At 64.9% G+C, this 13,488-nt stretch carries 7 protein-coding genes and 1 pseudogene; 7 read left to right on the plus strand and 1 reads right to left on the minus strand.

Annotated elements, in window-relative coordinates; translation table 11 throughout:
• Positions 1–721 precede the first annotated feature (721 nt).
• The 5 genes and pseudogenes from KIP79_RS49320 (at position 722) to KIP79_RS10210 (ending at position 7,584) form a co-directional block, all read left to right on the plus strand.
• Complete coding sequence (locus KIP79_RS49320; RefSeq protein ID WP_214104473.1) at positions 722–1,414, plus strand: reverse transcriptase N-terminal domain-containing protein; 693 nt, start codon at positions 722–724, stop codon at positions 1,412–1,414.
• Between the two features lie 20 nt (positions 1,415–1,434).
• Entirely contained in the window at positions 1,435–2,145 is a 711-nt protein-coding gene (locus KIP79_RS10195; protein WP_308169669.1) for a group II intron maturase-specific domain-containing protein, read from the plus strand.
• Between the two features lie 57 nt (positions 2,146–2,202).
• Positions 2,203–3,593, plus strand: a pseudogene (locus KIP79_RS10200) (IS1380 family transposase).
• 789 nt (positions 3,594–4,382) lie between these two features.
• Positions 4,383–6,638: a helix-turn-helix domain-containing protein gene (locus KIP79_RS10205; protein WP_214104475.1), complete on the plus strand. Its 2,256-nt coding sequence runs from the start codon at positions 4,383–4,385 to the stop codon at positions 6,636–6,638.
• The gene (locus KIP79_RS10210) at positions 6,619–7,584 is read left to right on the plus strand and encodes a hypothetical protein (RefSeq protein ID WP_214104476.1); all 966 of its coding nucleotides are present in this window, start codon (positions 6,619–6,621) and stop codon (positions 7,582–7,584) included. The genes KIP79_RS10205 and KIP79_RS10210 overlap by 20 nt, the downstream gene beginning before the upstream one ends.
• On the opposite strand, the gene KIP79_RS10215 is transcribed toward KIP79_RS10210, so the two are convergent.
• Positions 7,560–10,658 (minus strand): DEAD/DEAH box helicase, encoded by a 3,099-nt coding sequence (locus KIP79_RS10215; protein ID WP_214104477.1) that lies wholly within the window; start codon positions 10,656–10,658, stop codon positions 7,560–7,562. The genes KIP79_RS10210 and KIP79_RS10215 overlap by 25 nt on opposite strands.
• Positions 10,659–10,724: 66 nt before the next feature.
• Between KIP79_RS10215 and KIP79_RS49325 the strand changes: the two genes are divergently transcribed.
• Both KIP79_RS49325 and KIP79_RS10225 read left to right on the plus strand, forming a co-directional pair.
• Entirely contained in the window at positions 10,725–12,326 is a 1,602-nt protein-coding gene (locus tag KIP79_RS49325; protein ID WP_214104478.1) for a PD-(D/E)XK nuclease family protein, read from the plus strand.
• A complete protein-coding gene (locus KIP79_RS10225) occupies positions 12,323–13,486 on the plus strand; it encodes a restriction endonuclease-related protein (RefSeq protein WP_214104479.1) in 1,164 nt (387 codons plus the stop codon). Before KIP79_RS49325 ends, KIP79_RS10225 begins: the two co-directional genes overlap by 4 nt.
• Positions 13,487–13,488: the final 2 nt, after the last annotated feature.

Genomic DNA, 13,488 nt, shown 5'->3' on the forward strand with positions numbered 1-13,488 from the left:
GGGTACGGCTTACGCTCGGTCACCCGGCCATCCCAGCACAGCAGACCCCACCGGCCGGCGGTAACGCTACAAATCCATGCGATCACATAGCGACATCACAGGCATATGCTCGCGCAACGCACTCTGAGACCTGTCCCCTCCGTGACGTGCGTGCCGGTCTCCTGGTCGGCAGGTGCGGAGCTCACGGGAAAGTCCAAGGGCCCCTGTTCCGTCCGGGGGTTACAGGCGAGGGGAAGGCTGGGCATGGGGCGAACGCCAGTGAATCCTTGCTGATGCTTCGTGAGAAAAGCACTCCGGGGCGGGTCGTTGTGATCCGGGGTGACAGGGACCGGCCGTTGAGAGGCGGCAGGCGACAGCTGATGATGCACCTCAGCTGCATGGACACCGCCGTCCCCGGAGTACAGAGGACGCCCGACCCCAGCCGCATCTCACGCGAGCGGAACATGGAAACCTCGTCAGGGTCCGGCCGTGAGCCGGTAAGCCGACTGCAAGGAGGGCCCAACCCCCTGGCGGGACAGGATGCCCAAGAAGCCAATGCCGGCGGCCGAAAGGCAGCGGGAAGGCGGGACCAGATGAGTGGTTCCTCCGCCGCTCGTCCCGTTCAACCGGCCGGATACCCGCGGGTGCGGGACGCGAAAGCGGGGCTGACGTGGGCAGGTGGATCTTTGAAGAGCGGACTGCGGTGAACGCCGGAACCGAAGGACAAGTTGGACACCTCACGGTGAACGGACCAGAGGGCCTCGCGCTCGCGGATCCCGCTGAGGTCGAGTGGGACTCGATCGATTGGGCGGCCTGCGAACGGGAGGTACGGCGGATGCGGCAGCGGATCTTCAAGGCGACACGGGAAGGGGACTGGCGCAAGGCCAGGAACCTGCAGAGGCTGATGCTGCGCAGCCGGGCGAACGCGCTGATCGCGGTCCGCCAGGTGACGCAGCGCAACGCTGGGCGCAAGACCGCCGGGATCGATGGGGAAGTCGCGCTGACATCCTCGACCAGGGCCGGGGTGGCCGAACGTGTCATGGCCACCCGCAGTACTTGGCGGCCCCTCGCGGTCAGGCGCGTGCACATACCGAAGGCTTCCAACCCTGCGAAGCTGAGGCCACTCGGCATCCCCGTGATCTTGGACCGATGCCATCAGGCGCGAGTCCGGAACGCGTTGGAGCCCGAATGGGAGGCCCAGTTCGAGCCTCGATCGTATGGGTTTCGGCCGGGCCGAGGCTGCCACGACGCGATCGGCGCGATCTACCAGGCATGCAAGGGCCCTCGGGCCAAACGGGTCTGGGCGCTGGATGCGGACCTGGCGGCGGCATTCGATCGGATCGACCACGACCGGCTTTTGACGGCGCTCGGTGACTTCCCCGCCCGGGAGATGATCCGAGGCTGGCTGAAGGCCGCTACCGAGCCAAGCTGCTGATCAAGCCGAGCCGACCGGCGATCGGGCGGCTCCGGAAAAGGCTCGCCACCGAGATGCGCCGCCTGCGCGGCGCGAACGCGGCGGCGGTCATCATGACGCTCTCTCCGGTCATCCGGGGATGGGCGGCCTACTACCGGGGCGTGGTGGCGTCCAGGGTGTTCGCCAGCCTGGACAACTACGTGTGGACGCTCACCTACAAGTGGGCCAAGCGCAGCCACGGCAACCAGTCCCGACGCTGGATCGCCAACCGGTGTTACGGCAAGTTCAACCGGTTCCGAGACGACCACTGGGTGTTCGGAGACCGCGTGAGCGGCGGCCACCTGGCCAAGTTCTCCTGGACCGGCATCGACCGGCATGTCATCGTCAAGGGCGCGGCGTCCCCCGACGACCCTGCCCTGGCCGACTACTGGGCCAAACGACGGCAACGGGTGAAACCTCCGCTGGATGAGTACACGCTCTGCCTGCTCACCAGGCAGAACGCGCGGTGCCCGCTCTGCGGAGACCACCTGTTGACCGCCGACCAACCACCACAATCGCCCCGAGAATGGGAACGATGGTGGCAGCAGGTCACCCGGAAGGCGATAGCCGCCAGCTACCTCACCCACCACCGGGAACCCGGCCCGCCCGGCGACATCCGAACACGCCTCGTGCACACCACTTGCCAGCGCAAGCGCCACGAGCGCAGGCAAGGACCAGCTCAGCCACCCGGATCGCCCTCGCGATCTGCTTGAGCCGTGTGCCGCGACGAGTGGCACGCACGGTTCTGAGGGGGCCCTGGATGAGCAATCATCCGGGGCTACCCGGCGACTACCGCCTCCAGCCACAAGATCGTCGTGTCATCGGACGGACGGGGAATCCTCAGCCAGGCCGGTGGACTGCTTCTGATCGAGACCCTGCGCGTCAGCGGCCTAAGACAGAACTTGTCACAGGCTCTGTCCCGATGGCGCAAGCCCCGGGCGGTGCACGACCCCGGAAAGATCATCACGGATCTAGCGGTCACCCTCGCGCTGGGCGGGGACTGCCTGGCCGATGTGGCGGTGCTGCGCTCCTCACCGGAGCTGTTCGGGCCGGTGGCCTCCGACCCCACGGTCTCCCGCCTGATCGCCGCGCTGGCCGAGGCCGGACCAACAGCATTACGCCTGATCCGCGCAGCGCGGGCGGCGGCGCGGGAACAGGTCTGGAAGCTGGCGGGAGAACACGCACCGGGCGCGGGCGGCGCGCTGATCCCGGTGGACCTGGACGCCACCATCGTGATCGCGCATTCGGACAAGGAATCAGCGGCGCCGACCTGGAAGAAGAGTTTCGGATTCCATCCGATGACCGCGTTCATCGATCACGGCACGGGCGGGACCGGCGAGGCCGCGGCGCTGCTGCTGCGCAAAGGCAACGCCGGCGCCAACACCGCCGCCGATCACATCACGGCCGGCCGCCTGGCCCTTAACCAAATCCCCGCGCGCCTGCACAGACAAGTTCTCATCCGCACCGACTGCGGAGGCGGCACCCACGAGTTCCTGAACTGGGTGAACGCCCGCCGCCTGAAGTACTCGATCGGCTTCAACTGACCGAGGACATCTGCGCCGCGATCCTGGCATTGCCGAAGGATGCGTGGGAGGTCGCCTACGACGCCGGCGGCGGTGTCCGGGACGGGGCGTGGGTGGCGGAGCTGACCGGCATGCTGGACCTTTCCTCCTGGCCGAGGGGGATGCGCGTCATCGTCAGGAAAGAGCGCCCGCACCCGGGCGCTCAGCTGCGCTTCACCGATATCGACGGGCACCGCTTCACCTGTTTCGTCACCGGCACGCGCCCGGGCGGCGGCCGAGGTCAGCTCGCCGACCTGGAACTGCGGCACCGGCGCAGGGCCCGCTGCGAGGACCGGATCCGATCGGCCAAGGACACCGGGCTGCGTAGTCTGCCGCTGCACGGTTTCGCCGCCAACCAGGTCTGGCTTGAACTGGTCGCCTTGGCCTGTGAGCTGATGGCCTGGACCCAGATGCTGGCCCTGCACGATGACCCGGCCCGCCGGTGGGAGCCCAAACGGCTGCGGCTGCGCCTGTTCTCCGCGGCTGGACGCCTGGTCAGGGGCGGGAGAAGAATCCGGCTCCGCCTGGCCGGGCAGTGGCGGTGGGCCGGTTTGATCGCCGCCGCGATCACCCGCCTGCAGACCCTGCCCTCACCCTGACCGACACCCGACCGTCCCGACAACCCCAGGAAGGAGCACAGGGCCGGGCTCGTGGAACCCCGCCCACCCGACGCGATAGTCGGGCCGCCGGGCTGACCGGCCACTGAAAATCATCAGCTGGACAGTCCGCTACGCGACCCGGCCAACCTCACGAAACATCGAGGCTAGCCAAGAGCCAATAGGCGGCAGGCGGCCGTCAAAATGATGACTTATCCTAATATAACGCCTTCCTGTTCTACTTTGATCTCTCGCTGTAACGCCGCCGGCTGGGAGGCCACTGCGGTGCCACCTCCGGGCGCGCGAGGTATCCGACGGCGGTGATCTGCGGCGAAACGCCTAGGCAACAGGGATTTTCTAGTTAGTCGATCTTGGTCTGTCGTCCCCCAGGGGAGGACTCCCCTGGGGCCGCCGTGGTGGGCTGCTGGGGTGATGCTGGTCGGGGTTCCAATGCTCGCCGGGCTGCTCACAGGTCTCCTCTGGTGTTTCCAACTGTCTGCCGGGGTCAGAAACTCCGCTGGTAGAAGCGGGGTTCACGGTTTCCAAGAAAGTTTCTTTCGGAAACTCCTTTACTTGCCCTCCGTTCTGAGGTGACAGTGCTCACGAAGGCACTCAGATCGACCCTGGCTCAGGGAGGTGTATTTACAGTGCACACGCATCCATTTGACAGATGATCATGTCGTGCGAGCAGGTGCGCGGTTGATCCGCAAGTTTCATCCGGCTGCCGCGCCCGCGCCGACCAGAACGCCATTCTTTCGACAGAGAATGCGATGGATAGGGCATCATGAAGTCATGGCGAAACTCCCCACTCAATTCGGCCCTGAGCTGCAACGTCTTCGTCGTGCAAAGGAAAGGACGCAGGAGGAGCTGGCGAGGGCGGTCGGCTATCACAAGAGCTACATCAGCAGAATGGAGAACGGTAGGGTCGCGATCAGCCCTGAGTTGGCACAGAGTCTGGACGAGGCGCTGGGAGCGGGTGGCGCGCTGATGTCCCTGGTTCCTTCTCCGGCCCGCCGTCCCGCGCAGGGGCTGGTCAGCCTCCCCCCTTCCACGCAGTGGTTCGTGGGACGTTTCAGGGAACTGGCCCAGCTGACCTCCTTCCTCCACGACAAGAGCCGCGCGAACATCTGCCTGGTCACCGGGATGGCTGGAGTCGGCAAAACCGCTCTCGCCCTTGAGGCCGCGTGGAAGTCTGTTTGCTCCTTCGCCGACGGCACGCTCCAGCTCGACTTCGGCGCACACACCCCGGGCGTCCCCGAACTCAGCGAGTACGACGCGCTTGGCACCTTGCTCAGGCTGCTCAACGTGCACAGCGAGGACATCCCGGTGGACCGGGCGGGCCGCATCGCGCTCTATCAGGACAGCATGCGAGGCAGACGCATGGTGATCATCTTGAACAATGTGGGAAGCGCCGCCCAGGTGAAGGCTCTGTTACCGGCCGAGTCGGGCTGCCGGCTGATCATCACCAGCCGCAACCGGTTGATCAGTCTCGACGAGGCTGTGCAAATCCCCCTCGCGGAGCTGACCCAGGAAGAGGCGGTCATGCTTTTTCGCGCGACAGCCGGACCTCGGACGGAGGGGGTGGCGGCTCCCCTGCTGGCCCACATCGTCGACTTCTGTGGGCGGCTCCCGCTCGCCCTCCGCATCACCGCCGCGCGCTTCGGCCTCAACACCCAGTGGACCCTCCAAGCGTTCGCGCAGAGCTTCGCCGAGGACATGCCCCGCATCGAGGCCATCAACGACGGAGATCGCAGCGTCGCCGGTGCCCTCGCGATGTCCTTCGACGAGCTGAGGGAGACTGATCGCCGTCTGTTCGCGCTGCTCGCGCTGTACCCAACGCGCGAAATCCCGCTCTCCAGCATCGCCGCCCTCTCGGGCGTCACCCTCGGCCAGGCTCGCAACTCCTTGGATCGACTCTGCGAAGCCAATCTCGTGTCCTACGAAACCGCAGACCGCGTCGTCATGCACGATCTGGTGCGGGAGTTCGCCTGCGACAAGGCCCTGACCGGTCTGGCGACATCGGACCACGACGCCGCATTGTTGCGGCTCCTCGACCATAACCTGGTACTCGCCGAAGCGTGCGGAAGGCTCATTGATCCGCATCGCCACCGGCCGCTGACGGCCGAAACATCCGCTCACCTGCGGACCGAGATCAGCGACCGAGCTCTGGCGTTGGACTGGTTCCACACAGAGTGGCCCGCCCTGGTCGAGCTGTGCAAAACGGCCGCTGTACGAGGGTTTCACCGTCGGTGCTGGCAACTCGCCTTCGCATTACGCGACTATTTTTTCGTCGCGAAGCTCTGGGCGCAGTGGATCGAGACGCATCAGGCCGCAGTCAGGTCGGCGCGTGCGGCCGGTGCCGACGACGTCCTGGCGGTCGCGCTGAACAGTCTCGGCATCGCCCACGTCGACCAGGGCGATTTCGCCTCGGCGGTCGGCCATTACGAGGAGGCCCTGAGACTTTTCCGCCACTTGGGGGATGAGCACGGACAAACGAGCGCCCTATCCAATCTTGCCTGGGCCTCCTTCTACTTGGGCGACTACGAGAGCGCACTCCGCGAACTGCAGCTGGCCTTGGCCTCCTACCGAAAGCTGGGCAATCTGCGGAACGCCGCGATCACCCTCCGTGCCATCGTCCTGGCCGAGACCGAACTCGCAGACTATCGGGATGCTGTGGAACGGGGCCAGGAGGCGCTGACCGAGTTCCAGCGACTTGATCTTCCTCTGGACATCGTGATGTCGCTCAACTGCATCGCCTGGGCCTACTTCAATTGGGGCGCCTTCGACGCCGCTGCCGACTATTACCGACAGGCCAAGGAACTGGCCGAGGATTCCGGCAGCCGATACGAGACCGTTCGGGCGCTCACCGGCCTGGGAAACGTCGCCGCGGCCTCCGAACGCTTCCAGGAAGCACTCGCCGAGTGGGCGCGAGCCGACTCCCTCCAACAATCTCTGGAACCGACCGTGATCGGAGAGGCGAGACTCCGGTCGTGGATGCAGCAGCCCGGTCAGATCGTCGAGGTGACCGATGGACGTCAGAGCCATTGACGTCATCCGGGAGCTGAAGACCCTCCGCCAGGGCTTCGCTTTCGGCGATCCGGGAGTCACGAAGCGGATCGGACCGGCCTTGAGCCAGTGCGCCGGGGTGACGTCCGATGACGGGCCCAACCAACAGAGTAGGAAGATCTATTCCTTCCTTCTCCGCATGGCAGAGAGGCTGCCGCCGGCCGCGGCGGAGCTGAGCAGGTGGGGGCTCGCCCTGGAACGCGGTAGTGGATGGCGGCTTGAACGACGGGTGAAGCACGTCTCCCGCACGCTGCGCTGCCATCCCCGTACCGTCCACCGTCGGCTCAACAGTGCGCTCGAGCACCTGGCGTACGAGATCACGACCTCTCCGCTGGCCGGACAGCACGTCTCAGGTGACGGACCCTGGCAGCTCGAGTGGCTGAAAACCAGCGTCCTGATCACGTCTTCGCAGGTTGAGATAGTGGAGGAGCGCGGCATCGTCAGCCGCCGCGACGGCCTGGTCGACATCGACCAGTCCTATTCTCTGGCGGACTCATACATTGCCGAGTTGGACTTCGAGGTGCTTCGTGGCGGTACCCGACTGGCCCAGGAAAGGCTGTCCACCACCAGAACCGGCTTCCGAGTACGGCTATCGCGACCGCTCCAGCAGCATGAGGGCCATGAACTGGCCATCAAGGTCGTGATGAACGGCGGAACGATGCCCTTCTACGTCTGCACTCCGCGATACCCGTGTGCCCGTTTCGAACTCACCGTTCGTTTCGCCGCCTTCCGTCCGGGTCTGCTGTGGGTCGTCGACAACGAGTTGCCACTTGAAGTAGGTGACCCCTTGCGTTGCGACGGTGTGGTCCGGCTCAACGAGGAAGGCGAGGCTACGGTCGCCTTCGCCGGATTGGAGGCCAACCGTTCCTACGGTCTTGCGTGGCTGGACCGGATGACCAGCCATCAATCATCTGTCGGCGGCATCTGACCATCCGACTCAGCTTCCTGCTCCATCGCTTCCTTGGCCCGTTCTGCCGCCGCCAGCACGCCCTGGAGCAGGTCGTCGTCCTCCAGGCAAGTCCTGAGGACTGCAGGATCCGCAGCCAGGACCCCCTCCACCGAAGTGAAGCCTTCGCGGATGAGCCGCAGGTAGGCGACCCGTGGCAGCCGAACCTCCGACGCCCGGGCGATCGGAACCAGACTGCCCCGGATGCCTTGTTCGAGTTGCGTGGGCAGGGTGTCCGGCAGCATCCCGAAGTCGGCGGCTGGATTCACACACATCGCGATCTCGATGACGGCGTTCATGAAATCGGCTGCGCGCTGGGCCGCCTGCCGTATGGGATGGGTGTGCACATCCTCATACGGCGAGCTCAGGCTGACCCTCTGCTCGATCTGAGTGAGAAGGACGCCTTGAGTCCACATGAAACAAGCCACGCTCCGCCGTGCCCTGGAGATGTAGGAATCGCCTTCTACGGGCTCGATCGACATACGTTTCAGAATCGTGTCGGCGACTCGCTTGCCGCGCATGTCGTTCGTCAGTTGCTGCAGCTTTCGAGGCTGGCCGTTCGGAGCTGTGAATCGTTTGTCCTCCAATTCCTTCGCGAGCTGTGCCGCGCAGATGAGCGTCATCCTGCTCATCGCGTCCAGGGGCACCTCCGCAAGGGCTTCGGCGAGAATGGTGACCGATTCAACGCTCAACCCCGTACGCGCGGCGATGGCGCCGAGCTGCGTGAGAGCGAGGCCAGATCCGGCTGCCCGCACCAATCCCGCCTTGCGCAGGCTGGTCAGCGCAGCTTCGATGCGCTCCTCGGAAAAGGGGAAGGTCATGGCTTCCCCACCGGTCTGGAACGAGGCGAACGTGGACCTCAGGAAGTCGCGGACGTCGACGGGCCGGCTGCTGGGGCCCGCGATGATCGACAGGATCGTGTCACGCAGATCTTTGACATCGTCCCGCATGGCCGAGCGGAGAGGATCGGGCTCAGCCTGGATGTATGTCTCCACTTTTCTGATGGCGTCGCGTTCGTTGGCCGCGACGATGTACGCGTGCCCCTCCGCCTTCCACCCAGTACGCCCGGCGCGGCCCGCCATGTTGTCGTATTCGGACACGGAATAGCGTTGGCCACTAGGATGCTCCAGTTCGCAGACGATCACGGAGTCCGCAGGAAGATTCACGCCCAGGGCCAGCGTGGTGGTGGCGATGAGCACGCGGATTTCGCTGTCCGCGCGCCGGTAGGACTTTTCGATCACGCGACGCACGTCCTCGTCGAGATCGGAGAGGTGGAAGGCGACGCCGCCGCCAAGGCAGTCACGTAGCTGCTCTTCGAGTCTGCCTTCGTCTCCGCGAGGAAGTGCCGCGAGTGTCGTCTCGGCCGATGCGAAACCAAGGTGGCGTGCCAGCTCTCGCGCGAGGTTCCGGGCGGCTCTGCGTGTGCTGCGGAAGACGATGACCTGGTCGTTCCGCTCACCACCGGTCAGGTGCTTGACGAGACGGATGACTAGGTTGTCCCCGTCGGCGTCGCCGAGGTTGGGGAGGTGGTCGCGTTGCTGCTTTCCATCCTCGCTGATCGAGAGGAGCCCACCGCCTGGCCAGACCATGCCCTCGCGGAGTGGAGTCGGCCGCTCCTCGCTTGCCACCAGCGCGGCACCGAGCCATTCCGCGAGTTCGCCGCATCCCTTGATCGAGGTGGTCAACCCGATCACCTGTGGTGCGTCTTCCCGATCCAGGCGGGGTCGCGCCCAGGTGAGCAGCATCTCCAGTTGTGGCCCGCGATCGGGAAGCATGATCGACTGAATCTCGTCGACCACGAGGAGGTTGATGCGGGAGAACAGATCAGGGCGCGTGTGCAGGAGGCCGATGAACTTCTCGTAGGTGCAGACTGCCAGGTCGAACTTCCCGGCCAGCAACTCACTCACCTGGTCACGCAGTTCGCCTGTGGCGCGAACCGTTCTGATGCCGCTCGTCTGGTAGTCCATGACGAAGCGCTCGTACTGCTCGTTGACCAGGGCCCGGGTCGGCAACAGGAACACCGCGCGGCCGCCTTGGGCGACCGAGCGGATCGCGGCCATCTCTCCGATCATGGTCTTACCGGATGAGGTGGGGGCGCTGACCACGAGATTCTGGCCGCTGAACAACTCGCCCATGTTGACGGCTTCGAGTTGAAGCGTGTTGAGCTTCGGCATCCGTGTTTTCCACACGGCGATCACTTGATCGGGGAGGCCGAGCTTGGCGAGGCTGCTAAACACGGGGGTGGCCGCCTGCAGGGCCGTACCCTGCATCAGATCGTTGTACCTGGGGCCCTTCGTGAACTTGGGGATTCGTATCTCGTCGTCGATCTGCGCACTCAGCGTCGGGTTCTGCTCGATTCCCCTCGGCAGGCGAGGGTGCGCCGACACCCTCCTCATGACGGACGAGGCCACATGCAGCAGCGAGATCTTGTCTCGTTCCACCGGCACGCCCTCGCCGAGCAGGCCCTGGATGAAGTAGTGGGTGAGCAGTCCGTGGTTGGTGCCCCTGCCCTCGTACGCGATCTGTCCCTCGCCTGAGGCGGCGAGCACTAGGCGACCCCGACCGGTGATCCTTCCCAGCACCTGTTCGACATTCGGCCCTCCAGCCCTCGCACCGTCCTCGTCTACCCGCCGCGAGACCGCCTTGGCAAGCTCCCCGCCGACGAAGCAGCAGTCCAGCATGACGAGGACCCGCCGAGCAGTGATCTTGGATACCTCCTCGACGAAGAGCTCCAAGGGGATCGCAGAATCGTGCATATCGTTGATATTCGCATCATGGGGTACTAACTCACCACTCGTGGAGCCATGTCCAGAAAAGGCGATTACGACCGTGTTGTCGTGTGTGCTATCACATGCGAGGTGTCGTATTTCTGTCAGTATTTTTTCCTTGGTAGCTTCCCCGTCCAGCACTAGATTTGACTCACCGGTGCAGTTGTCCATGAACAGGGCATGCAGAGCCTTCGCATCCTTGACCGCATAGTTAAGCGAACGAAAGTTCGATTTATTCGCATAGAAGTTCACCCCGACGAATAGGCCGCGAAGCCACTGCTCCGTCATACCGCTATCCCCTGTTCTTCCGACAATCGGACCGAAAATTATCACACTGAAAGGAGGGAAATCGCCGTGGCCAACTGGCAGATCCCCGAGGGAATCACTGGCGAAGAGAACTTCCTGCGTTTCCGTCCCTCCATCGCGGCGGCCCGCGAGCGCAGTTGCCCACTGCGACTGGCCCTGAAGGTGCGTCCTGATCTGGCACGAGACCGTCCGCTCTACCGAGACAGGCCGGACTACAGTATGGGACCGTTCCACAACGTGCTCGATCGCATGGAGTTAGACGGGGAGCCGGAAGTCCTGGCTTTGAGCCAAGGGCTGCAGCAGGGCAGGAAGCCGGTCCATCCGGCACTCGCCCGATGGACCGAACACGCGGTCCGGCAGTACCTGAACAGCGTGAAGGACTCGGCGCACCTGGAGCCGGTATCGCGTGATTGGGTCAGACGGCTCGACACCTCGCACGACGGAATCCCCGTGGTGCACGAGGAGACGGTGACCGGTCGGCGCTTCGAGAAGGACCGGGTACGCGAACTTCGGATCCTCCGGATGGGAAGCGTCGAGGACCGACCCCGGAACGAACCCGAGATCGCTCTCGCCGCCGCCGTCCTGGCCGAGGCAAGGCCGGCCTTGAGCAAACTCTGGAAGAAGGGCCCGGCGACTCTTGGGAGGTCAGAGCGTCCGCACCAGGTGCGGGTGGTCGAGATCGGATGCCTGGACGGCACCGCCAACGTGCTCTTCGATGACACTCCCGAGGCTGCCATCCACAAATATCAGCGCGAGGCGGAGGAACTGCTGCGCGCTGTGGCCGCAGGCAATGTGCGTCGGCCGGGCACCGACTGCGCGGAGTGCCCACTGATCGATATGTGCCCGGCGGTGCCGTCAATAGAAGGGCTGTTGGGGGTCAACGATGCGTCCAAGCCGCTCCGTACCTGGTCGCTGACCACGACACGCCAGCACCGCAAATGCGGACCGATCCCCTACTACCGCGACCTCAAGCTTCCGCGGGACGGCAGCGCGGAGCAGAGTCCGGCAGTCGAGCGCGGCCATGCCGTACACGAGTGGATCGAAGTCAAGCACCTGCGCTCGCCCCAGCAGGCGTGTCGCGCGGACGACGTTCCGGACCTCACACGTGACGAGCGGTTCGCGGAGGACACGCTGCAGGCCAAGCTGGGCATGAGGATGATCGGGGATCACTCTCTCGTCTGCCCCTTCCGGGATGCGGGCCAGGAGATGGAGGTCTACCCCGAGCATCCGATAGTCGTCTACGACCCCGCCGCCCAAGTAGTGGTCATCGACAAGGTCGATCTGCTCTACCTGAGCGAGGGCGTGTGGCGGCTGCGCGAGACCAAGACCTCGCGATACCTGTTCGAGGGCGACCTGCTCAAGAAGTTCCCGCAGATCGCCCTCGCGATCGTCCTCTCCGCCGAGGGTGCCTTGGGCGGCGGGAACGCCGGGTGCCGGGTAGAGCTCGAACGGCTCACCGCCAACGGTCCCGTTCTCACTGAGTTCGATGTGCACAACTCCGAGTTGGTGGCCGAGGCGCGGAAGGTCATACAGGCCGAGGTGGCCGGGTGGCACAGCGATTTGGCACGTGCCACCAAGCCCGGCAAGGAGTGCCGAACGTGCGTCTTCACGCGTTGGTGTCCGGACGCCAAAATGAGGAGTGGATCATGACCGCCTGGCTCGCTCCGCCTTCCGGCGAACTCTCTGAACGACGTCGTCGTGTCGTCACAGCCGCGCTACGTGCGGCTTACGCCTGGACAGTACGGGAAACGCGCCCCAAAAGGGCCATGCACGAGATCGCAAGGATGACGGGCGTCATCATGGAGGCCCAGGGGCCAGGCCGGGCACCGAATACGCCACTCGATCTGGTGCGCGCGTTGCGCATTCCCCTCAACAAGCTGCCGATCTTCGCCGACAGCGACGATCCCGTCGGCCAGATGTCCCTCCTGGCCGACGAGAACGAACTCTCCCCCGATGTGCAGGATCTGATCTGCGAATACGTCATGCCGCTCAACGTTCTGACCGACTCCGGAAGTTGGCTGCCGGACTGGACGCGGATGCGCTCCGACCAGATCAGGCACCAGGTCTTCACCGCGATGACCGCAATGAAGAAGCAGGAGGTCTACGTGGCTTCCCGTCGGCTTCTCATCGAACATCCGGCCGGCGTTGCGGGGGAGATCGGAGACCTGGTGAGCAAAGCCGAGATCCGCGTTGCGTCCAGCTACCAGCCCATCCCCCGTCGCCAGTTGCACCGGACGGAGACGGGCAAGGCTTGGTGGTGGCCGTGTCCCGACTGCCGCTGGCCGATGATGGTGTCGCGGGGGGGCGTTCGGTGTGGCTACCGGCCGCACTCCTACGTATACGAAGTGACCAAGGCACGCGCCAACGGCAGACCCACCCTCCGGCGGATCGATGAGAGCTCCGGCCCGCGAAAACCGCCCGAAACCCGTGCAGCGGAGGACGCCGTCTGCCTGGACATGGGCGTGTGGCGGTTCATCGTCGTCCCTGGATCGAGCGAGCTGCGGATCTACAAGCAACTCCAGCGTCTCGGCGCTCGGGTCGACCTCTGGCCCGACTTCGACTCTTACGACCTGTACGTGACGGCAGGCGATCACGAATTCACCGTGGACGTGAAGGAGTATCGATCAACACATCGATTGATCTCCGACCTCAAGGCCAAGCCGCCGCGGGCACGTGTGCTCCTGCCGAAGACGCATGAGCACCAGCACGAAACCCTTCGTGCGGCGCTTCCGAGCCTGTCCGTCACCACAGAGAAGCGCTTCCTGGCGCAAGTGAGGCGAGCCCTTCAGACGAGCGGACGATCGGAGTAGGA

Origin of the sequence: Acrocarpospora catenulata, assembly GCF_018476525.1 — a bacterium.
GTDB classification, from domain to species: domain Bacteria; phylum Actinomycetota; class Actinomycetes; order Streptosporangiales; family Streptosporangiaceae; genus Acrocarpospora; species Acrocarpospora catenulata.

Coding starts and splice junctions, on each gene's coding strand:
- KIP79_RS10205 (WP_214104475.1), top strand. CDS start 4,383: ATGGCGAAACTCCCCACTCAATTCGGCCCTGAGCTGCAACGTCTTCGT.
- KIP79_RS10210 (WP_214104476.1), top strand. CDS start 6,619: ATGGACGTCAGAGCCATTGACGTCATCCGGGAGCTGAAGACCCTCCGC.
- KIP79_RS10215 (WP_214104477.1), bottom strand. CDS start 10,658: ATGACGGAGCAGTGGCTTCGCGGCCTATTCGTCGGGGTGAACTTCTAT.
- KIP79_RS10225 (WP_214104479.1), top strand. CDS start 12,323: ATGACCGCCTGGCTCGCTCCGCCTTCCGGCGAACTCTCTGAACGACGT.